23 protein-coding genes are annotated in these 24,402 nt (G+C 70.7%); 9 read left to right on the plus strand and 14 right to left on the minus strand.

The window, feature by feature from the left end; all coding sequences use genetic code 11:
* Positions 1–256: 256 nt before the first annotated feature.
* The 4 genes from BM140_RS01665 (at position 257) to BM140_RS01680 (ending at position 5,890) form a co-directional block, all read left to right on the plus strand.
* Entirely contained in the window at positions 257–1,942 is a 1,686-nt protein-coding gene (locus tag BM140_RS01665; RefSeq protein ID WP_091941288.1) for a methyl-accepting chemotaxis protein, read from the plus strand.
* A gap of 153 nt (positions 1,943–2,095) precedes the next feature.
* Positions 2,096–3,385, plus strand: a complete 1,290-nt coding sequence (locus BM140_RS01670) for a dicarboxylate/amino acid:cation symporter (RefSeq protein ID WP_091941290.1) — start codon at positions 2,096–2,098, stop codon at positions 3,383–3,385.
* A gap of 12 nt (positions 3,386–3,397) precedes the next feature.
* Entirely contained in the window at positions 3,398–4,282 is an 885-nt protein-coding gene (locus BM140_RS01675) for an amino acid ABC transporter substrate-binding protein (protein ID WP_091941292.1), read from the plus strand.
* Positions 4,283–4,318: 36 nt separating this feature from the next.
* Positions 4,319–5,890, plus strand: coding sequence for an aspartate ammonia-lyase (locus BM140_RS01680; protein WP_165616369.1), 1,572 nt, complete (start codon positions 4,319–4,321; stop codon positions 5,888–5,890).
* A 7-nt stretch (positions 5,891–5,897) separates the two neighbouring features.
* Here BM140_RS01680 and BM140_RS01685 read toward each other — a convergent pair whose 3' ends face one another.
* From BM140_RS01685 to BM140_RS01700, 4 genes are all read right to left on the minus strand, one after another.
* Positions 5,898–7,220, minus strand: a complete 1,323-nt coding sequence (locus BM140_RS01685; RefSeq protein WP_091941293.1) for a dicarboxylate/amino acid:cation symporter — start codon at positions 7,218–7,220, stop codon at positions 5,898–5,900.
* A gap of 52 nt (positions 7,221–7,272) precedes the next feature.
* Positions 7,273–8,664, minus strand: coding sequence for a GntP family permease (locus BM140_RS01690; RefSeq protein WP_091941295.1), 1,392 nt, complete (start codon positions 8,662–8,664; stop codon positions 7,273–7,275).
* A gap of 81 nt (positions 8,665–8,745) precedes the next feature.
* Positions 8,746–9,237, minus strand: coding sequence for a GNAT family N-acetyltransferase (locus tag BM140_RS01695; RefSeq protein WP_091941297.1), 492 nt, complete (start codon positions 9,235–9,237; stop codon positions 8,746–8,748).
* A gap of 105 nt (positions 9,238–9,342) precedes the next feature.
* Positions 9,343–10,185 (minus strand): DUF3750 domain-containing protein, encoded by an 843-nt coding sequence (locus BM140_RS01700; RefSeq protein WP_091941299.1) that lies wholly within the window; start codon positions 10,183–10,185, stop codon positions 9,343–9,345.
* Between the two features lie 220 nt (positions 10,186–10,405).
* On the opposite strand from BM140_RS01700, the gene BM140_RS01705 reads away from it, so the two are divergent.
* Both BM140_RS01705 and BM140_RS01710 read left to right on the plus strand, forming a co-directional pair.
* On the plus strand, positions 10,406–12,553 hold the full coding sequence (locus BM140_RS01705; RefSeq protein ID WP_091941301.1) for a TonB-dependent receptor: 2,148 nt from the start codon (positions 10,406–10,408) through the stop codon (positions 12,551–12,553).
* Positions 12,554–12,756: 203 nt separating this feature from the next.
* Complete coding sequence (locus BM140_RS01710; RefSeq protein ID WP_244535245.1) at positions 12,757–13,182, plus strand: hypothetical protein; 426 nt, start codon at positions 12,757–12,759, stop codon at positions 13,180–13,182.
* A gap of 5 nt (positions 13,183–13,187) precedes the next feature.
* Here BM140_RS01710 and BM140_RS01715 read toward each other — a convergent pair whose 3' ends face one another.
* The 6 genes from BM140_RS01715 to yajC all read right to left on the minus strand — a co-directional run bounded on the left by BM140_RS01715 (position 13,188) and on the right by yajC (position 19,383).
* A complete protein-coding gene (locus BM140_RS01715) occupies positions 13,188–14,858 on the minus strand; it encodes a methyl-accepting chemotaxis protein (protein ID WP_091941741.1) in 1,671 nt (556 codons plus the stop codon).
* Positions 14,859–14,960: 102 nt separating this feature from the next.
* Positions 14,961–15,857: a phytoene/squalene synthase family protein gene (locus BM140_RS01720; protein WP_091941304.1), complete on the minus strand. Its 897-nt coding sequence runs from the start codon at positions 15,855–15,857 to the stop codon at positions 14,961–14,963.
* Between the two features lie 102 nt (positions 15,858–15,959).
* Entirely contained in the window at positions 15,960–16,346 is a 387-nt protein-coding gene (locus tag BM140_RS01725) for an Mth938-like domain-containing protein (protein ID WP_091941306.1), read from the minus strand.
* Between the two features lie 7 nt (positions 16,347–16,353).
* The gene (gene secF, locus BM140_RS01730; protein ID WP_091941308.1) at positions 16,354–17,301 is read right to left on the minus strand and encodes a protein translocase subunit SecF; all 948 of its coding nucleotides are present in this window, start codon (positions 17,299–17,301) and stop codon (positions 16,354–16,356) included.
* 82 nt (positions 17,302–17,383) lie between these two features.
* Positions 17,384–18,988 (minus strand): protein translocase subunit SecD, encoded by a 1,605-nt coding sequence (gene secD / locus BM140_RS01735; protein WP_091941310.1) that lies wholly within the window; start codon positions 18,986–18,988, stop codon positions 17,384–17,386.
* Positions 18,989–19,050: 62 nt separating this feature from the next.
* Positions 19,051–19,383 (minus strand): preprotein translocase subunit YajC, encoded by a 333-nt coding sequence (gene yajC, locus BM140_RS01740; protein WP_091941312.1) that lies wholly within the window; start codon positions 19,381–19,383, stop codon positions 19,051–19,053.
* A 360-nt stretch (positions 19,384–19,743) separates the two neighbouring features.
* Here yajC and BM140_RS01745 point away from each other — a divergent pair, with 360 nt between their 5' ends.
* Entirely contained in the window at positions 19,744–20,622 is an 879-nt protein-coding gene (locus BM140_RS01745; RefSeq protein WP_091941314.1) for an ATP-binding protein, read from the plus strand.
* A 5-nt stretch (positions 20,623–20,627) separates the two neighbouring features.
* On the opposite strand, the gene BM140_RS01750 is transcribed toward BM140_RS01745, so the two are convergent.
* Positions 20,628–21,041, minus strand: a complete 414-nt coding sequence (locus tag BM140_RS01750; RefSeq protein WP_091941316.1) for a thiol-disulfide oxidoreductase DCC family protein — start codon at positions 21,039–21,041, stop codon at positions 20,628–20,630.
* Between the two features lie 10 nt (positions 21,042–21,051).
* Positions 21,052–21,213, minus strand: coding sequence for a hypothetical protein (locus BM140_RS25680; RefSeq protein WP_165616370.1), 162 nt, complete (start codon positions 21,211–21,213; stop codon positions 21,052–21,054).
* Positions 21,214–21,494: 281 nt separating this feature from the next.
* Here BM140_RS25680 and BM140_RS01755 point away from each other — a divergent pair, with 281 nt between their 5' ends.
* Positions 21,495–21,728: a hypothetical protein gene (locus BM140_RS01755; RefSeq protein ID WP_091941318.1), complete on the plus strand. Its 234-nt coding sequence runs from the start codon at positions 21,495–21,497 to the stop codon at positions 21,726–21,728.
* 11 nt (positions 21,729–21,739) lie between these two features.
* Positions 21,740–22,099, plus strand: coding sequence for a hypothetical protein (locus BM140_RS01760; RefSeq protein WP_091941743.1), 360 nt, complete (start codon positions 21,740–21,742; stop codon positions 22,097–22,099).
* Positions 22,100–22,163: 64 nt separating this feature from the next.
* On the opposite strand, the gene BM140_RS01765 is transcribed toward BM140_RS01760, so the two are convergent.
* Positions 22,164–23,609, minus strand: a complete 1,446-nt coding sequence (locus BM140_RS01765; RefSeq protein WP_091941320.1) for a murein hydrolase activator EnvC family protein — start codon at positions 23,607–23,609, stop codon at positions 22,164–22,166.
* Between the two features lie 123 nt (positions 23,610–23,732).
* Positions 23,733–24,401, minus strand: coding sequence for a protein-L-isoaspartate O-methyltransferase family protein (locus tag BM140_RS01770; RefSeq protein ID WP_091941322.1), 669 nt, complete (start codon positions 24,399–24,401; stop codon positions 23,733–23,735).
* Position 24,402 lies beyond the last annotated feature (1 nt).

Genomic DNA, 24,402 nt, shown 5'->3' on the forward strand with positions numbered 1-24,402 from the left:
GACGGTGGCGCCCGGCGCGTCGCCGGAAGGTGCGTCCCGGCGACAGCCGGACCCCGCGCAGGGCGCGAGCGTAGCGGCCGGAATCGCCTACGGGAAGGGCTGTCCTGCCGGTTCCGCGTCGCGGCGCCTGATCATCGTCGCGGCAAATGCTGACAAAGGCGGCAAAGGTTATCCTGCGCCGGGCCTCCGTTAAGGGATCGAGAACCCTGCGACGACCAATCGTGCTGAATCAACACGCATCTCAGGAGACCGCGACATGGCCCGGCTTTCATCCATCCGTGGAAAGCTCGGAGCCTGTTTCGGGGTCATGGTCGCCCTGGTGGCGGGGCTCGGGGCGCTCTCGCTCTGGGAGATGCGGCAGGTCCATGCCGCGGCGGAGGATCTGCGCGCGCAGCGCCTGCCCGTGACGCAGCGGCTCGGCAAGATCCAGGTTCTCGTGCTGCGCCAGCGGGTCAACGGCGGGCGCCTCATCTCCGCGGACACGCCCAAGCTGCGCGACGAGGTCGCCGCGACGATCGCCAAGCGCGACGGCGAACTCGCCACGCTGCGGGCGGAGTACCTGAAGCAGCCCGCCACGGCTGAGGCCGCCGCCCTGTTCGGGGCCTTCGAGACGCAGTGGCAGGCCTATACCGGCCTCCAGGCCGAGATCGCCGCCAAGGCTCAGGACGGCGACCTCGCCGGGGCGCAGCGCGTCTACAACACCACCATGTCCACCGGCATCAGCGCGGTGCTGGGCGCGTTGCAGAAGCTCGTCGAACTCAACGAGGCCGAGGCGCGGCTGAGCGGTGAGGCGGCGGAAGCGGCCTACGAGAAGGCCGTCGTGCTCACGGCGTTGTTCGTCGGCCTCGCGAGCCTCGCGGCGATCGCGGCCGCCATCGGGCTCGGGCTGCATGTCGGCCGTCCCCTGCGCGCCATGACGGCGACGATGGGGCGGCTGGCCGCGGGCGACGCCACCGTGGCGATCCCGGCGACAGGGCGCCGCGACGAGATCGGCGCCATGGCGGCGGCCGTGCAGGTGTTCAAGGACAACCTGATCCGCACCCGCGCGCTGGAGGAGGAGACCGCGCTCGCCCGCGCCGAGGCCGAGATGCAGCGTCGCGCCGCGACGCGGGCCATGGCCGACGGTTTCGAGCGGGCGGTCGGCGGGCTGATCGGCGGCGTCGCCTCCGCGGCGGCCCAGCTCCAGGCGACCGCGCAGGGCATGGCCGGCACCGCCGACCAGACCGCCCGCCGCTCGCTCGCGGTCGCGGCCGCCGCCGAGGAGGCCGGGACCAACGTCACCACCGTGGCGGCGGCGGCCGAGGAACTCGGCTCGACGGTGGGCGAGATCGGCCGTCAGGTCGACGGCTCGGCGGCGCTCGCCCAGGCCGCCGTGGGCGAAGCCGGCCGCAGCGCCGCCCTGGTGAAGGAGCTGAGCGGCGAGGTCGCCCGCGTCGGCGACATCGTCACGATGATCTCGGCCATCGCCGGCCAGACCAATCTGCTCGCGCTCAACGCCACGATCGAGGCGGCGCGTGCCGGAGAGGCGGGCCGGGGCTTCGCGGTGGTCGCGGCGGAGGTGAAGGAGCTGGCGAACCAGACCGCGCGGGCCACCGGCGAGATCACCGACCAGATCGGCCGCATCCAGGCCTCGACCGGTCAGGCGGTCTCGTCCATCGACGGCATCGCCGGGCGCATCCGCGAGATCAGCGGCATGGCGACCGGCATCGCGGCAGCGGTGGAGGAGCAGGGCGCGGCGACCCAGGAGATCGCCCGCAACGTCGCCCAGGCCGCCCTCGGCACGGCGGAAGTCACCGGCAACGTCGCGGGCGTGGCGTCGGCTGCGGAGGAGACGGGGGCGGCGGCCACCCAGGTGCTCGCCTGCGCCACCGAGCTGTCGCGCCAATCCGAGCGGCTCGGCAGCGAGGTCGATCGCTTCCTGGCGGGCGTGCGGGCGGCTTGATCCGTGAGGCGGGCGTAACGTCCGCCTCCCTCCGTCCCCGATTGTTGAGGGGCCCGGCGCTAGAGCGCGCTTGCGTCTGGCCTCGTTCCTGCTCCACTGCTGATCCACGAGGAGCCGGCCGCATTCGACAAGGCCGGCCCGTGGAGAGGCCCGATGAAGTCCACCCGGCTGACGACGCTGATCTTTGCCGGGATGGTGCTCGGTATCCTCGTCGGCTACGTCTGCAGCATCACCTGGCCCGACCCGCAGACCGCCAAGGAGATCGCCGGCTACATCGCCCTGATCTCGGACATCTTCCTGCGGCTGATCAAGATGATCATCGCGCCGCTGGTGTTCTCGACGCTCGTCGTCGGCATCGCGCATATGGGCGATACGGCCTCCGTCGGGCGCGTCGGCGGCAAGGCGCTGCTGTGGTTTCTCGGCGCCTCGTTCTGTTCGCTGGCGCTCGGGCTCGTCCTCGTCAACCTGCTCGGGCCCGGCCACAACCTGAACCTGCCGCTGCCCGATACGGGGGCCGGCACCGGGATCAAGACCGCCTCGCTCTCGCTCAAGGATTTCGTCACCCACCTCGTGCCGAAGAGCGCCGTCGAGGCGATGGCCAACAACGAGATCCTGCAGATCGTCGTGTTCTCGATCTTCTTCGGCGTCGCCCTCGCCGCGCTCGGTGAGAAGGGCAAGGCCCTGGCCCACGGCGTCGAGCAGCTCGCCGAGGTGATGCTGAAGGTCACCGGCTACGTGATGAACTTCGCCCCGCTCGCGGTGTTCGCGGCGGTGGCGGCGACGATCACCACGCAGGGCATCGGCGTGCTCGTCACCTACGGCACCTTCCTGGTCGAGTTCTACCTGAGCCTGTCGGTGCTGTGGCTGATGCTGCTGGCAGCCGGCGCGCTGCTCGTCGGGGTCGGCGGCCTCAAGCGGCTGATCGACCTGATCAAGGAGCCGTTCGTGCTCGCCTTCTCGACCGCGTCGAGCGAGGCGGCCTATCCGAAGACGCTGGCCAACCTCGAAAAGTTCGGCGTGCCCAACCGCATCACCTCGTTCGTGCTGCCGATGGGCTACTCGTTCAACCTCGACGGCTCGATGATGTACTGCACCTTCGCGGTCCTGTTCATCGCCCAGGCCTACGACATCCCCCTCACCTGGGGGCAGCAGCTCACCATGCTGTTCCTCTTGATGGTGACCTCGAAGGGCATGGCCGGCGTGCCGCGCGCCTCGCTGGTGGTGATCTCGGCCACATTGGCCCAGTTCAACATCCCGGAAGCGGGCCTCCTGCTCATCATCGGCATCGACCAGTTCCTCGACATGGGCCGCTCGGCCACGAACGTGCTCGGCAACAGCATCGCCACGGTGGCGGTGGCCAAGTGGGAGGGCCAGCTCAGCGAGACCGACCAGAGCCTCGACCGGGAGATCGCCGCCGCCCCCGCGCCGTCCGCCGCCGAGTAGAGGCTTTCCGCGATGCGCGCCCGGATCGCCCTCCTGCTGACGCTCGCGCTGGCCGCCGCCCCGGCCGCCGCGCTCGACCTCGTCCTGACCGGCACGATCCGCAAGGCCGCGGAATCCGGCGAGGTGGTGATCGGCTATCGCACCAGCTCGGTGCCGTTCTCGTTCGAGGAGCGGGGGGCCCCGGTCGGCTACGCGATCGACCTGTGCCGGGAGGTCGTCGAGGACATCGGCCGGGCGACCGGGCGGAACGTCCGCATCCGCTTCGAGCCCGTGACCTCGGCCGACCGCTTCGACGCGCTGAGTACGGACCGGATCGACCTCGAATGCGGCTCGACCACCACCAACGCCGAGCGGCGCAAGCGCGTGGCCTTCTCCCCCGTCACCTATTTCAGCGCGACGAAGCTCTTGGTGAAGCGCGATTCCGGCATCCGGTCCTATCGCGACCTCGGGGGCAAGCGCGTCGTCGTGACGGCCGGCACCACCAACGAGGCGGCGTTGCGCACCATGCTGGCCAAGGCGGCGATCACCGCCGAGATCCTCGTGGCCAAGGACCACGCCGAGTCCTTCGCCATGGTGCGGGACGGGCGGGCGGACGCCTTCGCCACCGACGACGTGCTGCTCTACGGCCTCAAGGCCGCCGCCGGCGCCGAGGGCGCGGCCTTCACGGTGCTGCCGGAAAAGCTCTCGTTCGAGCCCTACGCCATCGCCTTCCGCAAGGACGACCCGGCGCTCGCGGCGTTGGTCACCGCCACCTTCCAGCGGCTGGCCGAATCGCGCGAGCTGCGCTGGACCTACGACAAGTGGTTCCTCAAGCGGCTGCCCAACGGCGAGCGCCTCGACATCCCGATGTCGGACGAACTCCGCACCAGCTTCGCGGTGCTGGGCTTGCAGGACTGAACAAGACCATCGGCAAGATCACCGGGGGGAGACGACATGGCGAAGGCACCCGGCAGCACGGCCAAGCGCGTCGCCAAAAAGGTGGCCAAGGCGGCTTCCGCCGCCTCCGCCGCGCCCGAGCCCGCCGCGTCCCCGCCGACTGACGGGCTCGCGGTCGCGACGGTGCGCACCATCGCGATGGAGGCCGGGCGGACCCGCTCCGAGCACGATCTGTTGGGCAACAGCGAGGTGCCAGCCGACGCGCTGTGGGGCATCCACACCAAGCGGGCGGTGGCGAATTTCCCGATCACCGGTGTGCCGGTGGGGCATTTCCCCGAACTCGTGCGGGCGCTCGCCCTGGTGAAGCAGGCCGCCGCCCGCGCCAACCGCCGCCTCGGCTACCTGCCCGAGGACAAGGCCGCCGTCATCGACGCCGCCTGCGCCCGCGTCGCGACCGATCCGGTCTACGCGCAATCCTTCGTGGTCGACGCGATCCAGGGCGGGGCCGGCACCTCGACCAACATGAACGCCAACGAGGTGATCGCCAACGTGGCGTTGGGGCTGATGGGCCGGAAGCCGGGCGACTACGCCGCGCTTCACCCCAACGACGACGTCAACATGGCCCAGTCCACCAACGACGCCTACCCGACGGCGTTGCGGCTCGCGGTGATCTTCGCCACCGCGCCCCTGGTGAAGGCGCTCGACGACCTCGCCTACGCCTTCAAGGGCAAGGCGGTGGAGTTCGCCGACGTGCTCAAGATGGGCCGCACCCAGCTCCAGGATGCCGTGCCGATGACGCTCGGCCAGGAGTTCGACGGCTTCCACGCCACGATCAAGGAGGACGTGGCGCGGCTGACCGATATCGTCGGGCTGTTCCGCGAGGTGAATCTCGGCGCGACCGCCATCGGCACCGGCATCAACGCCGACCCGCGCTACGCCGCGCTCGCCGTCGAGGAGCTGTCGCGGCTCGCCGGCCAGCCGATGGTGCTGGCCTCCAACCTGATCGAGGCGACCTCGGACCTCGGCGCCTTCGTGCTCTTTTCCGGCACGCTCAAGCGCGTTGCGGTCAAACTCTCGAAGATCTGCAACGACCTGCGCCTGCTCTCGTCGGGACCGCGCACCGGTTTCGGCGAGATCCGCCTGCCCGCGGTGCAGGCGGGCTCCTCGATCATGCCGGGCAAGGTCAACCCGGTGATCCCGGAGGTGGTCAATCAGGTCGCCTACATGGTGATCGGCCAGGACCTCACCGTGACGCTCTGCGCCGAGGGCGGCCAGCTCCAGCTCAACGCCTTCGAGCCGACCATCGGCTTCTGCGTGCTGAGTTCGCTCCGGATGCTGACGGCGGCGATCGACACCCTGACCAAGCGCTGCGTCGAGGGCATCGAGGCCGACCGCGAGCGCTGCCGCAGCCTCGTCGAGGGCTCGGTCGGCCTCGTCACGGCGCTGGCGCCGACGCTCGGTTACGAGGCGAGTTCGCGCGTCGCCCGCCGCGCCCTCAAGGAGAACCGCCCGGTCGCCGACCTCGTGCTGGAGGAGGGCCTGCTGACACGCGCCCAGCTCGACCAGCTGCTCGAACTCGAAGCGATGACCCACCCGACCCGCCGGCAGAAGGCGGGTTCCGCAGGCTGAGCCCGCCCTACCCCGCGGTCACGTCCATCGGTTCCGCCCCGTCCAGCACCCGCCGCGCCCGCTCCCGGTCGAGATCGCCCTCCCAGGCGGCGACGACGACGGTAGCGACGCAATTGCCGATCAGGTTGCCGAGCGCCCGGGCTATGCCGATGAACCAATCGACCGAGAGCACCAGCACGAGGCCGATGGCGGGGATCGCCGGCACCGCGTTGAGGGTCGCGGCCAGGATCACGATGGCCGAGCCCGGCACCCCGTGCGCGCCCTTGGAGGTGACGAGCGAGACGCCGAGCACCAGCATGAGGTCACCGAACGACAGCGGCATGTTGGTCGCCTGGGCGATGAAGACGACGGCGAGCGTCAGGTAGATCGAGAAGGCGTCGAGGTTGAACGAGTAGCCGGTCGGCACCACGAGGCCGACGGTGGAATCCTTGATGCCGAGATGCACGAGCTTGCGCATGATCTGCGGCAGCACCGCATCCGAGGAGGCGGTGCCGAGCACGATGGTGAGTTCGGCCCTGAGATACCGCAGGAACTTCCACAGGCTGAGGCCGGACAGCCGCATCACCGCGCCGAGCACTCCGAACACGAACAGCGCGACCGCGGCGTAGAACAGGGCCACCAGCGACAGGAGCTGCGTCAGCGAGCCGATGCCGTAGCGGGCGACCGTGTAGGCGACCGCACCCATCACGCCGAGCGGGGCCACCCGCACGATCAGCCCCATCGCCTTGAACAGCACGGTCGAGAGCGCGTCGATCATGTCCGAGACCGCACGGCCCTTCTCGCCGCCGACGAGCGACAGGCTCGCCCCGAACAGCACGGCGAAGAACAGCACCTGCAGCACGTCGTTGCGGGCGAGCGCGTCGAAGGCGGTCTTGGGGATCACGTCGAGCAGGAAGGCCGAGATGCCCCCGCCCTGAAGCTTCTGGGCGTTGTCGACGGTTTGGCCGAGCGCCTTGGCGTCGAGGCTCGCGACATCGACGTTCATGCCGTGGCCGGGTCCGACGATCCAGGCCAGCACGAGGCCGAGCACGAGGGCGACCGTGGTCATGGTCTCGAAGTAGACCAGCGCCTTCACGCCCACCCGCCCGACCTTCTTCAGGTCGCCGGCGCCTGCGATGCCGTGGACGACGACGCAGAACACGATCGGCGCCACGATCATCGAGATCAGCTTGAGGAAGGCGTCGCTCAACACCTTCAGGCCCTTGGCGAAGTCGGGTGCCATGAGCCCGAGCAGAATGCCCATGAGCAGCCCCGCGATCACCTGCGCGAACAGCGACTTGTGGAGCGGCGTGCGCGCGGCCGGCTGCGATGCCGCGGTGGTGGTCGTCATCGGTTCAGCCCCTTACGTCCCGGCTCGGGCAGCAAGGGCGGTGCCATCGGGCTCACACCAAGCCGGTGAGGTAGTAGACCCCGATCACGAAGAAGACGGCCAGCGTCTTGATGACGGTGATGGCGAAAATATCGCCGTAGGACTGGCGGTGCGTCAGGCCGGTGACGGCGAGCAGCGTGATGACCGCGCCGTTGTGGGGCAGCGTGTCCATGCCGCCGCTGGCCATGGAGGCGATCCGGTGCATCACCTCCAGCGGGATGCCCGCCGCCTGCGCCGCCTCGACGAAGCGGCCGGACAGCGCGCCGAGCGCGATCGACAGCCCGCCCGAGGCCGAGCCGGTGACGCCGGCCAGCACGTTGACGGTCACCGCCTCGTTGATCAGCGGGTTCGGGATCGCCGAGAGCGCGTCCGAGATCGTCTTGAAGCCCGGCAGCGCGGCGATGACGGCGCCGAAGCCGTATTCGGTGGCGGTGTTCATGCCGGCAAGCAGCGAGCCGGCCACCGCCGCCTTCGAGCCCTCGACGAAGCGGGGCGCGAGGTTGCGAAAACCCAAAAGAACGGTCGCGAGGATGCCGAGCAGCAGCGCGCCCTCCACCGCCCAGATCGCCGCCACCGCCTTGACCGATACGGTGACCGGATGGGCGGCCATCTCCGGGGTCAGCGCCGCGCTCGCGGTCTCGCCGTAGGCCGACGTGATCCAGCCGAGCAGGAGCTTGTTGCCGACACCGACGATAAGGAGCGGCAGGATCGCCACCAGCGGATGGATGACGACTCGGTCTTCCACCGCCTGCGGCTCGTTGGCATGGCCCTCGCCGTAGCCCTCGTCGCCGGCCCGGCGGCGGCGCCATTCGAGATAGGCGATGCCGAGCCCGAACACGAAGAGTGCACCGACGATGCCGAGCACCGGGGCGGCGTAGGCGTCGGTCTTGAAGAAGGAGGCCGGGATGATGTTCTGGATTTGCGGCGTGCCCGGCAGGGTGTCCATGGTGAAGGTGAAGGCGCCGAGGGCGATCGTGCCGGGGATCAGGCGCTTGGGAATATCTGAGCGCCGAAACAGCTCGGCGGCGAAGGGATAGACCGCGAACACCGCCACGAACAGCGAGACGCCGCCATAGGTCAGGATCGCGCCGACCAGCACGATGGCGACGATCGCCCTGCCCTCCCCGAGCAGCCCCGTCACCGCGCCGACGATGGAGCGGGCGAAGCCCGAGATCTCCACGAGCTTGCCGAACACGGCGCCGAGCAGGAAGACCGGGAAATACAGCTTCAGGAAGCCGACGAGCTTCTCCATGAACAGGCCGGAGAACAAGGTCGGCACCGCGGACGGATCGGTCAGCAGCACCGCGCCCATGGCGGCGACCGGCGCGAACAGGATCACCGAGAAGCCGCGATAGGCGATCCCCATCAGGAAGAAGAGCGCCGCGAGGCAGATCAGGAAGCTCACGTCTCACATCCTCCGCGCCGACTCGCGGCCGTGCCGAGGATCAATCTGGACGAAGCTCGGCCGTCTTCAACGGGGCGGCGGTTACAGGACCCGGTGCATCACCAAGGCATCGACCGGCCCGTGGACGGGATGGCGAAACACGCCCGGCAGTCGGCCGATCTCGCGCATGCCGAGGCCCGTCCAGAGCGCGACCGCGCGGGTGTTGGTCGCTACGACGATGTTGAACTGCATCATCGTGAACCGTAAGCCCCGCGCCGTCTCGAACGAGTGCAGCCCCATGGCCCGCGCGACGCCCCGGCCCAGCGCCTTCGGATGCGTCGCGTAGGCACCATTGGCGACGTGATCGCCCGCCCCGAGCTGGTTGGCGCGGAGGTAGTAGGAGCCGACCACGTCCGCCCCGTCCAGCGCGACGTGGACGTGGTGGCCGGGCGCGAACCAGTAGGCCAGCGCCTGCGCCCGGTCCCAATCGCGGGGCAGCGCGAAGGCCTCGCCGGCCCGCAGGATCGGCTCGAGGATCACCCAGATCGCGTCGTGGTCGGTGGGCTCGGCGGAGCGGATGGTGAGGTCGGTCATGGGGCACGCTTGCCTGCGCCTGGGTCGCTTCGGCAAGCCCGTCTTCGGAGGTTCGTCGGGCGCGGCCCGACACCCGCCAAAGGGGTGACCCCTTTGGAAACCCGGTCAGCCGGAGACCGGATCGATCTTGCCCGCTGGCTCCGGACGGGCGGTGTCGTTCCCGCCCGGCGTGAGGGCGATCCGCCCCCAGCCCGGCAGCTTCAGCGCCGGACGGCGCCAGTCGAGGCCGGCGACCGCGCCGAGGAGGTTGATCTCGAAGCCGTCGACCCAGCCGATCGTCAGTCCGGCATAGCCCTGGAGCGACAGGCGCAGGCCCGTGTGGCTCGGGGTGACTTCCAGGAAACGGCCCGGCGGGGTCCAGTCCTTGCCCAGCGCGGTCGGCGGCAGCGGCACGTCGTTGTCGGGAATCGCCGCGACGACGTGGGCCGCGAAGGTGTTCGAGTTCGGCCCCGGCCACGCCCGGTACGAGCCGAGGCTGCGGTGCGGATAATCGGCCACCGCGGCGCGGATCGCCGGGATCGCGCGGGCCGCCGCCTCTCCGTCGAGGGCGAGCACGAGTTCCGGGTCGTTGCCGAACCAGCGCCCGTCCGGGGCGTAGGCGTCCTTGCGCACCGGTTGGCCCCAGCCGACCACGTCGTAGCGGGTATAGCGGGGCGCGCCGGCCTCCTTCGTCACCACCCAGCTGTGATGGGCGAAGATGCCCCGCCAGCGCCCGACCCGGGCGGCGTAGACCCGCACCGTCGCCTCCGGCGCGGCGGCAGCCGGCGGCAGGAGGCCCGCGCTCGACCAATCGGCGGAGGACCAGCTCTCGGCGCGCCCGCCCCTCGCGCTCCACCACAGGGCATGGGTCGCGAGCGGCAGCAGGAAGGCCAGCACGAGGACGAGGAGGAGGGTGAGGCTGGCGAGGCGAAGGCTCGCCAAGAGGGTGGTGGCGTGGGCGGCGGTCATCGGCAGACCATGTTGCCGCGCGCCGGCCACGGTTCAAGCGGCGCGGGGTCGCCTGCGGCCTTTGGCCGGCGCGTCTCCGTGAGCCCCGTGCGCGCCCGCACGCGGGGCGCGAGTGAGGTTTTACGGCAACGCTTGCGCCCGCTCGCGACGCGGCGCCGACTCCACGCTTGTAACAGTATCACATCCACGCGATGAAACATTATAACGTGGTGGAGGTGAGATGCGGACGGAACAGGGACTTCTCGCGGCCGGGATGTTGGCCGGGACGATCCTGTCGGGCGGGACGGTGCCGGTTTTCGCCCAGCAGGCGACGACGCTGGAGGAACTGAGCGTCACCGCGAGTCCGGTCCAGCCGGCGCTCAAGCCCGTGGCCGGCGCCCTCCCGACCTCGTCCGCCCGCACGCCGACCGGGGTGCTGCCGGTGGTGACCGATTCGTTCTCGTCGGTGACGGTGTTGACCCGCTCCGAGATCGAGCGCTCGCAGCCGACCCAGCTCGGTGACGCCCTGTTCGACAAGCCGGGCCTGTCGGCCTCCAGCTTCGCGCCCGGCGCCGCCTCGCGCCCGATCATCCGCGGCCTCGACAACACCCGCGTGCGCATCCAGGAGAACGGCGTCGGCGTCGGCGACGTCTCGGAATTGTCCGAGGACCATGCGGTGCCGATCAACCCGATCGCCGCCGACCGGATCGAGGTGGTGCGCGGCCCCGCGGCGCTCCGCTACGGCAGCCAGGCGATCGGCGGCGTGGTGGCGGCCGAGAACAACCGGGTGCCGACCTTCATCCCCGTGGGCGGCATCGCCGGCCGGGTGACGACGGGCTATTCGAGCGTCGACAACGGCTACAACACCGCGGCCAGCGTGGATGCGGGCGGCGGCGGCGTCGCCGTCCACGCCGACGGCTTCCGCAGCCAGGGCGACAGCTACAACACGCCCGCCGGCATCCAGGCGAACTCGCAATACGTCTCGCAGGGCGGCTCGGTCGGCATCTCGGCGATCGGTGACCGCGGCTTCGTCGGCATCTCCTACAGCCATTACGACGCCCTCTACGGCATCCCCGGCGGCGGCTCGGCGGAGCGCCGCGTGCTGATCGACCCGGTTCAGGACCGGCTGCTGGCGCGGGGCGAATACCGTCCGCTCGAAGGGCCGTTCGCGGTGATCCGCTTCTGGGCCGGCGGCTCGGTCTACAAGCACAACGAGAGCGGGCTGGAGGAGGACGGCTTCCGGGCCATCGGCTCCACCTTCAAGAGCCGCGAGGTCGAGGGCCGGGTCGAGGCGCAGCACGTGCCGGTCGATCTCGGCTTCGGCGTGCTCACCGGCGCGCTCGGCGTCCAGTCGGACCGGCGGGTGCTCGGCACCTCGGGCGAGGCGGGCGGGCTCCTGGCGCCGACCGATGCGCGCGCCAACGCCCTCTACGTGTTCGAGGAACTGGCGCTGCCCTCCGGCACGCGCTTCCAGGCGGCGGGCCGCATCGAGGGCACGCGCGCGACCGGCACGGCGACGAACTTCCCCGGCGACTACCTGCCCGGCCCGGTCGATCCGCTGGAATACGACCGCCGCCGCCGCTTCGCCCCCAAGAGCGCGAGCTTCGGCGTGCTGCAGGACCTGCCGGGCGATTTCGTCGCGAGCCTGACGGGCAGTTACGTCGAGCGCGCGCCCTCCGTGCTCGAACTCTATTCGCGCGGTCCGCACGAGGCGACCGAGACCTTCGAGATCGGCAATCCGAACCTGAAGCTGGAGCGGGCCCGCACCCTCGAACTCGGCATCCGCCGGGCGGTCGGGCCGTTGCGCCTTGACGCCACCGGCTACGTCACCCGCTACACCGGCTTCATCTACAAGCGCGAGACCGGCACCTTCTGCGGCGACGAATTCTCGACCTGCGGCGCCGAGGACGAGCTGCGCCAGATCGTCTACACCCAGGCCAACGCGCAGTTCTACGGGGCCGAGATCGGCGCCCAGCTCGACCTGATCCCCGTCGGCAACGGCTTCATCGGTCTCGACGCGCAGTACGATTTCGTCCGGGCGCAGTTCGACAACGGCAGCTACGTGCCGCGCATTCCGCCCCACCGGGTCGGCGGCGGCGCCTATCTGCGGGCCGACGGCTGGTATGCCCGCGTCTTCCTGCTCCACGCCTTCGCCCACACCGAGACCGCCCCGATCGAGACGCCGACGCCGGGCTGGGACGATCTGCGCGCCGAGATCAGCTACACCAAGCCGCTGGATCCGGCGGTCTACGGCGCGAGCGAGATCACCCTAGGGCTGCAGGGGCGCAACCTGCTCGACGACCGCATCCGCAACTCGGCCTCGTTCAAGAAGGACGAGATCCTGTTGCCGGGCCGGAACCTGCGGCTGTTCCTGACGGCGCGGTTCTGAAGCATCGGCCCGAAAGGTGGGAACCGGCTTTCGGCAGAAGCCGATGCGGCACAATGAAGGAGAGCATCGCCGTCATTCCGGGTTCGCTTATCAGCGCCCCGGATGACGGCGGAGGGGTAGGGGCGGGGCTTTGGTCCTCCGCCCGAGCATTCGACAGGCCCCGATCCGGGACGTAGGATCGCCCTCGTCATCAGGAGGCGATCATGGCGATGCAGGCTCCGGCCATCCTGGCTCCCGTCACGGGATCCCGGCTGCGCGTCGGCCCCCGCGCCCTGCTCCTTACCGCGACCTTCCTCGCCGCCGGGGCCGTGCTGGCGACGTATGACGGTTCGGCCAAGGCTTCCGTCGAGGCCGATCTCGCCCGCGTGCTGCAATTCATGGCCGCGCTCAAGCTCGCCTTCGCGGCCTGTGCGCTGGGCGTGTCGTGGTGGCGGCTCGGCCGTCCCGCCGAGGGCTGGCGGGGGATCGCCTACGTCGCGGGCCCGCCGCTCTCCGTCGCTGGCGGGCTGATGATGCTGTCCCTGGCCCATCCGGGGCTGGCTGCCATCGGCGTCCATGCCGGGCTGGCGGCGGTGATCGCCGCTGCCCTGACCGACAAGGCTTTCTTCGCGGGCCGGCGGAGAGCGTAGCCCGATCAGGCGGCGCGGACGCGGGCGAGGAAGCTCGCGACCTCGGCGCTGAGATGCTCGGATTGCCGCGACAGCGCCGCGGAGGCCGACAGCACGTGGTCTGCTGCGGCACCCGTCCGCTCGGAGGCCTGGGCCACCTCGACGATGCTGCCCGTGACCGCGCTGGCCCCGCTCGCCGCCTGGGCGACGTTGCGCACGATCTCTTGCGTCGCGGCGCCCTGCTCCTCCACCGCCGCCGCGATGCCGGTGCTCATCGTGTCGATCTCGCGGATGCGGCCCGAGATTGCGCCGATGGCGCTCACCGCCTGATCGGTCGCCCCCTGGATCGCGCCGATCTGGCCTGCGATCTCGTCGGTGGCCCGCGCGGTCTGGCTCGCGAGTTCCTTCACCTCGGAGGCCACCACCGCGAAGCCGCGGCCCGCCTCGCCGGCCCGCGCGGCCTCGATCGTGGCGTTCAGCGCCAGAAGGTTGGTCTGCGCGGCGATGTTGGAGATCAGGCCGACCATGTCGCCGATCTTGGCCGAACTGAGCTTCAGCGCCTGGACCGAGGCCGCGGTCCGGTCGGCCTCGGCCACGGCGGTCTGGGCGAGCGCCGCCGAATTGCCGACCTGTCGGCCGATCTCGTGCACCGAGGAACCCAGCTCCTCGGCTGCCGCCGCCACGGTGTTGACGTTGGCGGCCGCCTCCTCCGCCGAGGCCGCGACGGTGCCGGACCGTGCGGCGGTCTGCGCGGCGCTCGCCGTCATCCGCTGCGCCGTGGCCTGAAGCTCGCTGGCGGACGACGACACCGTCTCGACGATGCCGCCCACCGCCCGCTCGAACCCGTCGGCCATCTGCCGCATGCCGGCCTTGCGCTGCTCCTCGGCCGAGGCGCGGGCGAGCCGCGTCTCCTCCTCCAACTGCCGTGTGCGCAGGATGTTGTCGCGCGAGGCCTCGACCGCGCCCGCGATCGCCCCGATCTCGTTGGTGCGGCCGGTGAACGGTACCTCGCCCTGCGCGTCGCCTGCGGCCAGCGCCCGCATCCGCGCGATCAGGCGGTCGAGGGGGCGGGTGAGGCCGAGTACCACGAAGGCGAGGCCGGCGAGTCCGGCCGCGAGACCGAGGCCGCCGAGCAAAGCCGTCAGCCAGATCGCGGTCTCGTAGGTGCCGGCCGCCGCCATGCGGGCGCGGTCGCCGCCCTCGATGTTGATGGCCGTGCCCCGATCGAGCATCTTCACGGCGCCCTCGAAGCTCGTGCGGGAGGCCGCGAACAGCTCGCCGATCCGCCTCGCGTCGCCCGCGAGCGCCGCGGCCTGAAGCTGACCGCGCACCGCGAGGTAGTCGTCCCAGGTTCGGCGGAAGGTGGTCCAGGCGGCCCGCTCCTCCTCGCTCGCGATCAGCGGGACGTAGCGGGCGGCCACCGCCTCGGCCTCGGCGAGCCGCCCGTCGCCGGTCTTGACCAAGTCGGCGTGAGGCTCCGTTGTCGCGACGAAGCGGGCATCGACCAGCCGCAGGCGGGTGATCCGATACTTGAGTTCGCCGAGTTCGCGCACGCTCGGCAGCCAGTTGTCCGACAGGTCGATTGCATTGGTGTTGACCGCGCGGAGCTGGCTAAGGCTCAAGGCGCCCTGCGCCAGGATCGCCAGGGAGAGCCCACCCACCAAACCGATGAGCGTGTGTTTGACTCGAACGTTCACGGCTTGCATTCCCGATGGATTCGACGATCCTTCGGCAACCGGGTGAACGGACGGTAAAGCTCTTTTATTTGTGATCGTGTCTCGGAATATGTCCGGACGCGCTCAAGCGCGGCGGGCCGTCCGCCACAGCCGCCAGATCTTGCGCCAGCGGGCGATCTCGACCGACGTGTTGAGCGGGTCGTAGCCGGGCCGCTCCATCGCCGCGAGATAGGGCTCGACCAGGGCTGCCGGCAGGAAGGCGGGGCGTGCGGCGGGCGCGATGGTGGCCCGCGCCGCCTGATAGGATGCGAGGTGCTGGCGCGCCAGCGCGCGCAATTCGGCGCAGGCGCGCACGAGGCCGGGGCCGCCGCGGCCCGACACGATGTCCTCGCGGGTGACGCCGTTCTTCCGCAACAGGTCGCCGGGCAGGTAGACCTGCCCCTGGCGGGCGTGCCAGGGCAAGGCGCGCAATAGCCCGGTGATGCCGTAGGCCACGCCCGCATGGCCCGCGGCCGCCGCGCCGCCGGGCTCGGCCCCGTCGGCCAGCACCAGGGCGGAGAGGCGGATCAGCGAGGCGGCGGTCTCGCCGCAATAGCCCTCCAGATCGTTCACCCGCGGCATCGGGTCGTCGTAGAGGTCGAACACCCGGGCATCGATCAGATCGACGAAGGGCTGGCGCCCGAGCCGGCGGGCGACGATGGCGTCTTCGAGCGCCGCCGCGACGGGATTGGCCCGCACGTCGCCCCGCGCCTCGCCCTGAAGCGCGTCGCGCCACCATTGCAGGCGGATCTCGCCGGCCATCGGGTTGCCCGCGGCCTCCCTTACGCGGGCCACCGTGAGGCTGAAGGCCGAGAGCGCGAACAGGTGCGGCCGGACGGCGGCCGGGGCGAACAGGGTGGCGAAGTAGCGGTCGGGGTCGCCGTCGCGCACCAACTCCTCACAATGGCGGAAGGCGAAGGCGAGGCCGCCGCCGCTCTCGGGGGCGGGGCTCGGCGCGGTGCGGGTCTCGGGGCGCGTCATGGAGCGGGGCTCATGCGGCGTCGGGTGGGATGCGGGCGCCGCGAGCGGCGCATCTCGGGAAACGCCCCGGCGCGGCCGGTTCTCCCGGACGCGTCCGAGGCACTACGGCACGGCGATCAGGGCGGCCGCGACCTTGCGGTTCTCCGCGGCCAGGATGTTGTACGTGCGCGCCGCCGCCCCCGTCTGCATCGCATCGAGGCCGATGCCCGCGGCCTTCAGGCGCTGCCGCAGGGGATCGGGCAGGAACACGATGTCGGCGCCGGTGCCGACGAGGAGGAGTTCGATCGCCTCGCGCTCGGCGAGCACGGCGGCGAGGCTCGCCGTCGTGATGGCGTCGGCCCGCTCCACCGCCCAGGCGTGGACGCCGGACGGCAGCATCAGGATCGAGCCCCGGTGCGACATGTCGCCGAAGCGGAATCCCCCGTTGCCGTAGGCGTCGATGCCGTGGCGGCCGGGCAGGAAGCCGCCGGGGCGCGGGCCTGCGCTCACCGTCCGCTCACTCCGCCGCCTGCCGCGCCAGGCGGGTCTCGCGCTGGCCCGATTTCGCGCCGGACAGGGTCAGGCCGATATAGATCAGCGACGGCGTCGAGACGAAGATCGCCGAGTAGGTGCAGATCACGACGCCGGCCAGCATCACCACGGCGAAGCCCTTGATCGCCTCGCCGCCGAACAGCACCAGCGCGACCAGCGACAGCGTGGTCGACATCGAGGTCATCACCGTGCGCGACATCGTGGAGTTGATCGACAGGTTGAGCAGGTCGACCACCGGAATGGTCTTGTAGCGGCGCATCAGCTCGCGGGTGCGGTCGAACACCACCACGGTCTCGTTGAGCGAGTAGCCTACGATGGTCAGGATCGCGGCGATCGAGGTCATGTTGAACTCGATCCGGGTGACGATGAAGACGCCGACCGTCAGCACGATGTCGTGCAGGGTGCCGACGATGGCGCCCAGCGCCAGCTCGCGCTCGAAGCGGAACCACAGGTAGAGCAGCACCGCGAGCACCGAGAGCACGACGCCGACGGTGCCGGACTGGACCAGCTCGCCCGAGACGCGGGGGCCCACGGTCTCGGTGCGGCGGAACTCGTAATGCGCGTCGAAGGCGGCGTGCGCCTTCTGCATGACCGCGGTCTGACCCTGCTCGCCGGCCTGGAGCGGGAAGCGCACCAGCACCTGCCCCTCGCCGCCGAGTTCCTGCACCTCGGTCTCGCCGAAGCCGAAGCCGTTGGCGGTCTCGCGGATCTCGGCCACGTCCGACTTCTGGCCGGGTTTCACCTGCAGCTCGACGAGCGTGCCGCCCTTGAAGTCGATGCCGTAGTTGAGCCCCATGGTGAGGAACAGCACCACGGTTGCCACGGAGACGATCGCCGAGAGCGGGAAGGTGAGCCGCCGGAACCGCATGAAGTCGAAATGCGATTCGTCGGGCCAGAGGCGGAGCAGGCGCATGGTCGGTCTCGGAGCCTGAAGGCGGCGGGGCGCCTTCCATACATACGGCGAGGCGGCCTGCCGCACGGCAGGCCGGGAGCGATCAGAACGGCAGGGCCTTGGGCCGGAAGGTCTTGTACCACACCGCGATCATCATGCGGGTCAGCGTCACCGCCGTGATGACCGTGGTGAGGATGCCGAGGATGAACACCACGGCGAACCCCTTCACCGGACCCGAGCCCATGAAGAACAGGATGAGGGCGGCGATCGCCATGGTCGAGTTCGAGTCGATGATGGTGGCGAACGCCCGGTCGAAGCCGGCCTGCAGCGCCGAGACCAGCGAGCGGCCGGAGCGAGCCTCCTCGCGCATGCGCTCGTAGATCAGCACGTTGGAATCGACCGCGGTGCCGATGGTGAGCACGATGCCGGCGATGCCGGGCAGCGTCATCGTCGCCTCCAGGACCGACATCAGGCCGAGGATGAGGCCGACATGGACGAACAGGGCGATGTTGGCGATGAAGCCGAACACGCCGTAGGTCGCGAACATGAAGATCACGACCAGCGCGGCGGCCACCAGCGTCGCCTTCGTGCCGGCATCGATCGAGTCGCGGCCGAGGCCGGGGCCGACCACGCGGCGCTCGACCACCGTCAGCTTGGCCGGCAGCGCGCCGGCCCGCAGCAGCACCGAGAGGTCGTTGGCGTCCTTGACGGTGAAGTTGCCGGTGATCTGGCCCGAGCCGCCGGTGATGGCCGAGCGGATCACGGGGGCCGACTGCACCACGCCGTCGAGGACGATCGCCATGCGGCGCCCGACGTTCTCCGAGGTCGCCTGACCGAATTTCTGGGCGCCGCGCAGGTTGAACTTGAAGCTCACCATCGGTTCCTGGGTCTGCGGGTCGAAGGCCGGCTGGGCGTCGGTGAGATCGCTGCCGTCGGCCATCACGCGCCGCTCGACCGGCACCTTGGCGCCGCCCTCGTCCTTCGAGGGCAGCATGTCGACGTCGCCCGAGGGCGAGTCGGCGATCATGCGGAACTCGAGCTTGGCGGTCTTGCCGAGCTGGTTCTCCAGCTCCTGCGGGTCCTGAAGGCCCGGCACCTGGATCAGGATGCGGTCGGCACCCTGCTGCTGGATCGACGGCTCGCGGGTGCCGCCGATGTCGATGCGGCGGCGCACCACCTCGATCGCCTGCGTCACCGCCCGGCGGGTCCGCTCGTTGATGCCGGCATCGGTCAGGGTGAGCTGCACCGTGCCGCTCTCGTTCTCGTTGACGGCGAGCGTCTGGCCGCCGCCGGGGCCGGCGAGCGGGTTGTTGATCGGCTGCGCCAGCTCGCGCAGCTTCGGCATCACCTTGGCGCGGGCGGCCGCATCGGGGATGCGGACTTCGACGCCGCGGTTGATGACGCGGATGCCGCCGTCGGGCGAGACCGCGGCCTCGCGCAGAACCCGGCGCACGTCGTCGCGCAGCCCCGTGACCATCGAGCGGATCAGGTCGGGCTGGTCGATCTCGAGCAGGATCTGCGAGCCGCCCTGGAGGTCGAGGCCGAGCACGATCGCCCGGGTCGGCACCATCCACTGGATCGACTTCGGCAGCGCGGCGACGAAGGCGTCACGCTTCTCCTTCGAGAAGAAGCTCGGAACCGCGAGGCTCAGGCCGATCAGGATGATCGCCAAGGTCGCGAAAATCTTGGATTTCGAGAAGCGCAGCATCCGCCCGGTTCCGATTTTTGTCGTTGGTGCCGGGCTTTGGCCCGGCACGCTCAAGCGGTGCTTCAGGACGCCTTGACGGGGGCGCCCTTGACGCGGACCTCCGAGACCATCGAGCGCACCACCTTCACGCGGACGTTCGGGGCGATCTCGACCTCGATCTCGGCGGCGTCGTCGAGCACCTTCGTCACGCGGCCGACGAGGCCGCCGGTCGTCACGATGGTGTCCTCGCGGCGCAGGTTCTTGACCATGCTCTGGTGGTCCTTGAGCCGGCGCTGCTGCGGGCGCAGGATCAGGAAGTACATGATCACGAAGATCAGGACGAAGGGGACGAACTGCAACGCGACATCCGCGCCGCTCGCGGCTCCAGTTGCTTGCGCGAAGGCGGGGGTGATCACGCTGTCGGACTCCTGAAACGGGGACGGGCCCGCGCCTGAAGGGGCGGACCTTCGCGAGACGACGGGCCTGTCGAAAAGCGCGCGGACTATAGCCACGGGCGATTCGAAAGCAATCTCATGCTGCCCCGGCCTCGAACGCCGGCGGCCGCGTCCGCGGCCTTGGGCTTTCGCTTCGCTGGACGGCCTCGGCTGCCGCCGAGGCCCGCTCCGTGGGGCGCTCTTCGCGCCCGGCCATGCGGTGCTCCCGCGCGAGACGGGCGATAGCTCCGGCGCGGCTCCCCATTTCCACGGGAAGCGCCTACACAGCCGCGCGATCCGAGGGCATGTGCCCTCTCCTCAGACCCCGAACCGGACATCGCCATGGCTGCCAAGCCGACGCCCGCCGACCTGCTGCCCCTGCTGGAGCGGATCGCCGCCGCCCTGGAGCGTTCCGCGCCCCCCTCCGTCGCGAAGGTCGATACGCGTGCCGCCGACGCCTTCGTGTGGGGCCCCGAGCGCCGGTTGATCCCGGTCCCGAAGGTCAACCGGGTCGAGATCGGCCTGCTGACCGGCATCGACCGCGCCCGCGACACCCTGGTGGAGAACACCGAGCGCTTCGCGAAGGGCTTGCCGGCCAACAACGCCCTGCTGTGGGGTGCCCGCGGCATGGGCAAGTCGTCGCTGGTGAAGGCGGCGCATGCGGAGATCAACGGGCGCCGCGCCGACGGCTCACTCCCGATGAAGCTCGTGGAGATTCACCGCGAGGACATCGAGGCGCTGCCCGAGCTGATGAGCCTACTCCGCGACGATCCGCATCGCTGGCTGGTCTTCTGCGACGACCTGTCGTTCGATGCCGACGACACTTCCTACAAGTCGCTCAAGACCGCGCTCGACGGCGGCATCGAGGGCCGGCCCGAGAACGTGCTGTTCTACGCCACCTCCAACCGGCGCCATCTGCTGGCCCGCGAGATGGTCGAGAACGAGCGCTCCACGGCGATCAATCCCGGCGAGGCGGTGGAGGAGAAGGTCTCGCTCTCCGACCGCTTCGGCCTCTGGCTCGGCTTCCACAAGTGCAGCCAGGACGAGTATCTGGCGATGATTTCCGCCTATGTCGAGCGCCATCGCCTCGTCGTGGACCCGGAGCGCCTGCGCGCCGAGGCGCTCGAATGGTCCACCACCCGCGGCTCGCGCTCGGGCCGCACGGCGTTCCAGTTCATCCAGGATCTGGCGGGGCGGCTGGGGCAGCGGCTCGACGGCTGAGGCACTCAGATCAGCCGCAGCCGGCGCAGCGTCCGCGCGAGGAACGGGCGCAGGGGGAGCGACAGGCGGTAGGCGGCTTCCGCCGGGACGAGGAGCGGGCGCCGCCCGAATACGCGGACGGAGAGAAGGCGCCCGAGCCAGCGCCAGCCCGGCAGGGCGAGCCAGATCCGGGCGAAGGCGGCGGCACCGTCGGTGAGACGCCCGTCACGCCCGCGCACGTGGAACCGGGCGAGAGCCCTGTCCCGGTCGAGGTCCGGGCCGAGCGCGGCGGCGCCCTCGCCCGCCACGTCGACGAAGGCAAGGCGCTCGGCGCCGCGGGTCTTCCGGTAATGGTCGATCTCAGCGCGGCAGAGAGGGCAACTGCCGTCGTAATAGACGGTCAGGTCGGCCGAATCCGGCGTCGGACGAGGCGTCGTCATGCCGTTGGCCTCACGGTCTGCGGCTGACTTGAATGACCGGCTCGGTCGGGCCGTCGATGGCCCGGATCTGGTTGGCGGTCGGGCCGGTGCCCATGAACAGGGCGGCGACGCCGAGCCCGGCCACCGTGACGCCGGCGGCGAAGACCATGAAAAGCTTGTCGATCGTCCGCATCGCGAAGTTTCCATCCTTCTGCTGATGTGTCGGGCACCGGCTGAAAATTGAGCTGGGGCACCCCCGTGTTGCCACGACAGATCGGGCTGAAGTCCCAGCCGTCCAGGCGAAAAATGTCGCGTCTCGCGCGTCCGTGAAGTTCCGTTCACAATTGTCGCACGTCCAGCATTCCGGACAGGCAGAGTTGAGTCGTTATTACGTGTTTCGACGAATTGTCGCAGTGTAGAACCTTGATGGAAGGCAGGCGTTGGGGCCGTTCTTACCACTCACGAGGTCAGATCATGCCGGAACAGCTTCCGACCGACGCCGCGCGTCAGGGCCAGCGGGGCCAGCCCGTGCTCATCGTCCTGCTCGCGAGCCTCGCCGTGCTGGCGGTGGCCTTAGTGGGGCTCGTGTCCTGGCAGGGGGCGAATTCGCCGAAGGATTACGCGAGCCTGAGCCAGGAGGCCGCCCGCCACACCGCCGTCTCGCCGACCACGCCACCGAACCCGGCGCCAGCGCCCAAGCCGCAGTGATCGCGGGCGCGATGCTTCCCCTCCGCTCCGAGACGCCGCCGCCCCCGGCGAGCCTCGATTTCGGGCTCGCCCCGGACAGTGCGGCGCCGAACGTGGCGCAGCTGAAGGCCGACATCGATTCCGGCCGCACCGGCGACAAGGCCCCGCACGGCGATGTCGGTGCGGCCCCGCTCGGGACCTGCGAAGAGGCCGGCGGCGTGCCGCCGAGCCCGCAGGAGATTCGCGAGGCCCGCCGCTACCGTGCCTCGCCCTCGGTCCGCGCGGCGGTCGATCCGCATGGCGAGCGCTCCTTCGTCATGCCGCTGTTCTGGGCGACGGCCGGCAGCATGGCCGGTCTCGTTGCCTTGGGACTGGTGTTCTTTCCGGGCTGAGCTCCCGAACGAAAAGCGGCGGCCCCTCCCGGAGCCGCCGCTTCGTGTTCTGCAGTCTGACAAATCAATTGCTGGCGAGGTGCGGGATCGGGTCGACCGGGGTCGCGCCTTTCCGGATCTCGAAGTGCAGCTGGGGCGAGGTGACGTTGCCGGTCGCGCCCGACTTGGCGATGGTCTGGCCGCGCTTCACCTTCTCGCCGGGGCGCACGTCGAGCTCGCCGTTATGGGCGTAGGCCGAGACGTAGCCGTTGTTGTGCCGCACCAGCACCAGCTTGCCGTAGCCCTTCACGTCCGAGCCCGCATAGGCCACCGTGCCGTCCTCGGCCGCCTTGACCGGCGTGCCCTCGGGCACCGCGATGTTGATGCCCTCGTTGCCGGACGAGCCGTAGCCGTTGATGACGCGGCCCTTGGCCGGCCAGCGGAACGATTCCGTGGCCTCGGCCGCCGGGGCGGGCGCCGGCGCGGTGGCGTCCGCGCTCGCCACCTTCACGGGCGCTGCAGCGGCCGGCTTGGCTTCCGCGGCCTTGGTGGCCTTCGCGGCGCTTTCGGCAGCCTTCGCCTCCTTGGCCTCCTTGGCGGCGGCGGCCTTCGCGGCGGTCTCCGCGGCCTTGGCCTCGGCGAGCTTCTTGGCGGCATCCGCCTTGGCGAGCTTCGCTTCGGCTTCCGCCTTGCGGGCGGCCTCGGCGTCGGCGCTGCGCTTGGCCTCCGCCTTCGGGTCGGGCTTCGTCTCCTTGGTCTCGGCCTTGGCGGTCTGGCCCGGACGCACGTGCTTCTTGGCCTCCGCGAGTTTGGCCTCGGCCTTCTTGGCCTCCGCTTCCGCGGCCTTCTTGGCCTCGACCGCCTTCTTCACGTCGGCGAGCTTCTTCGATTCCGCGGCCTTGGCGGCGGCGGCCTTCTCGGCGGCCTTGGCCTCGGCGATCTTGGCGGCGGCAGACTGCCGCTCGGCCTCGCGGCGGGCCTCCGCGGCCTTCGCCTCGGCGGCAGCCTTGGCTTCGGCGGCTTTGGCGGCGGCCTCGGCCTTCTTCTCGGCGAGCTTGTCCGCCGGCTTGCCGAACTGGAGCTTAGGCGCGGGCACCGGCGAGGCGGAGCGCGGGGTCATGGCGCGGCCCGCATCGGGATTCAGGCCGGCGGCCGACGGGTTCATGCCGGAGACGACGCCGGACGTCGCGCTCATGGCCTCGGCCGAGGCCACGCGGGTGGCGGTGGTCGCCGGGCTCGGGCCGATCGCCAGTGGGCGGGGCGAGAGGTTCGGCGCCGGCAGGGCCTGCGACTGGACCCGCGGCGTGCGGATCGCGGGCGCGGGCGCCAGGTCGGCCTCCGCACCGTCCCCGCCGAGGCTTCCCGTGGACGACGGTTCGCTGCCGCCCATCAACCCGGAGAACGGGTTGCCGAAGGGATCGCCCAGTCGCGAGGCATCCGAAGAGCAGGCGGCGAGACCGCCACCGATGACGGCGATGAGGGCGAAGCGCGACACCGTCCTCAAGCCCAGAACCGAACCCCGAACCCGCATCGACGCACCCGTTCCACCTGACGCAACCTGATGCGGACATTCAAACGGGATTCAGGTTAAGCATCCGTTCCCGTCGATACGCTGCGGCCCGGTTTCGTGCGCCGACAGGACGGTTTGCGGCGTTCAGGACACGCGCCCCCGCCCCGGCGTCATCGGTCCGAGCCGTAGCGCGGGCCCGTCCAGCCGCGCGGGCGGGGCCTCGCCGTCGCGCGCCAGCGTCACGAGGCGGCAGCCCCGCCCGGTCCACAAACCCGCGACCAGCCGCCCGCCGGGATTCAGCGCGGTGAGCAGGTGCGGCGGAAGCGCCGGGACGCCGCCGTTGATCAGGATGCGGTCGAATCGCTGCCGCTCGATCCCGCCGGGGCCGAGCCCGTCGGCCACTTCCACCGTGGCGTCGTTGAGATGGGGGCCGAGCCGGTCGCGGGCGGCGCGGGCGAGGGGGGCGTAGCGCTCCAGGCTGCGCACGTGGCCCGCACCCAGCCGCACCAGCAGGGCGGTGACGTAGCCCGACCCGGTGCCGACCTCCAGCACGCGGGCGCCCGCCTGCATGTCGAGGGCGCCGAGCATGGCGGCGGCGACCGAGGGCGCCGTCATGGTCTGCCCGTGCGCCAGCGGCAGGGCGATGTCGCGCCGCGCATGGTCCCGCAGGTGGGGCGGCGCGAAAGGCTCGCGGGGCACCTGCTCCATCGCCCGCAGCACGGCGGTGTCGCGCACGCCGCGCTCGCGCAAGGCCAGCACGAAGGCGGCGTTGCCGATCCGGCTCCGGCCCGCTTCATCCTCGGGCCCGGCCATC

The sequence above is a fragment of the Methylorubrum salsuginis genome (assembly GCF_900114375.1).
Lineage (GTDB): Bacteria > Pseudomonadota > Alphaproteobacteria > Rhizobiales > Beijerinckiaceae > Methylobacterium > Methylobacterium salsuginis.

Bases quoted from the DNA above. Each gene is read 5' to 3' on its own strand.
- BM140_RS01750 (WP_091941316.1), bottom strand. From the start codon at position 21,041: ATGACGACGCCTCGTCCGACGCCGGATTCGGCCGACCTGACCGTCTAT.
- BM140_RS01670 (WP_091941290.1), top strand. From the start codon at position 2,096: ATGAAGTCCACCCGGCTGACGACGCTGATCTTTGCCGGGATGGTGCTC.
- BM140_RS01770 (WP_091941322.1), bottom strand. From the start codon at position 24,401: ATGGCCGGGCCCGAGGATGAAGCGGGCCGGAGCCGGATCGGCAACGCC.
- BM140_RS01760 (WP_091941743.1), top strand. From the start codon at position 21,740: ATGCTTCCCCTCCGCTCCGAGACGCCGCCGCCCCCGGCGAGCCTCGAT.
- secF (WP_091941308.1), bottom strand. From the start codon at position 17,301: ATGCGCCTGCTCCGCCTCTGGCCCGACGAATCGCATTTCGACTTCATG.
- BM140_RS01765 (WP_091941320.1), bottom strand. From the start codon at position 23,609: ATGCGGGTTCGGGGTTCGGTTCTGGGCTTGAGGACGGTGTCGCGCTTC.
- BM140_RS01700 (WP_091941299.1), bottom strand. From the start codon at position 10,185: ATGACCGCCGCCCACGCCACCACCCTCTTGGCGAGCCTTCGCCTCGCC.
- BM140_RS01705 (WP_091941301.1), top strand. From the start codon at position 10,406: ATGCGGACGGAACAGGGACTTCTCGCGGCCGGGATGTTGGCCGGGACG.
- BM140_RS01675 (WP_091941292.1), top strand. From the start codon at position 3,398: ATGCGCGCCCGGATCGCCCTCCTGCTGACGCTCGCGCTGGCCGCCGCC.
- BM140_RS01755 (WP_091941318.1), top strand. From the start codon at position 21,495: ATGCCGGAACAGCTTCCGACCGACGCCGCGCGTCAGGGCCAGCGGGGC.
- BM140_RS01720 (WP_091941304.1), bottom strand. From the start codon at position 15,857: ATGACGCGCCCCGAGACCCGCACCGCGCCGAGCCCCGCCCCCGAGAGC.
- BM140_RS01710 (WP_244535245.1), top strand. From the start codon at position 12,757: ATGGCGATGCAGGCTCCGGCCATCCTGGCTCCCGTCACGGGATCCCGG.
- BM140_RS25680 (WP_165616370.1), bottom strand. From the start codon at position 21,213: ATGCGGACGATCGACAAGCTTTTCATGGTCTTCGCCGCCGGCGTCACG.
- BM140_RS01680 (WP_165616369.1), top strand. From the start codon at position 4,319: ATGGCGAAGGCACCCGGCAGCACGGCCAAGCGCGTCGCCAAAAAGGTG.
- BM140_RS01695 (WP_091941297.1), bottom strand. From the start codon at position 9,237: ATGACCGACCTCACCATCCGCTCCGCCGAGCCCACCGACCACGACGCG.
- secD (WP_091941310.1), bottom strand. From the start codon at position 18,988: ATGCTGCGCTTCTCGAAATCCAAGATTTTCGCGACCTTGGCGATCATC.
- BM140_RS01745 (WP_091941314.1), top strand. From the start codon at position 19,744: ATGGCTGCCAAGCCGACGCCCGCCGACCTGCTGCCCCTGCTGGAGCGG.
- BM140_RS01665 (WP_091941288.1), top strand. From the start codon at position 257: ATGGCCCGGCTTTCATCCATCCGTGGAAAGCTCGGAGCCTGTTTCGGG.
- BM140_RS01685 (WP_091941293.1), bottom strand. From the start codon at position 7,220: ATGACGACCACCACCGCGGCATCGCAGCCGGCCGCGCGCACGCCGCTC.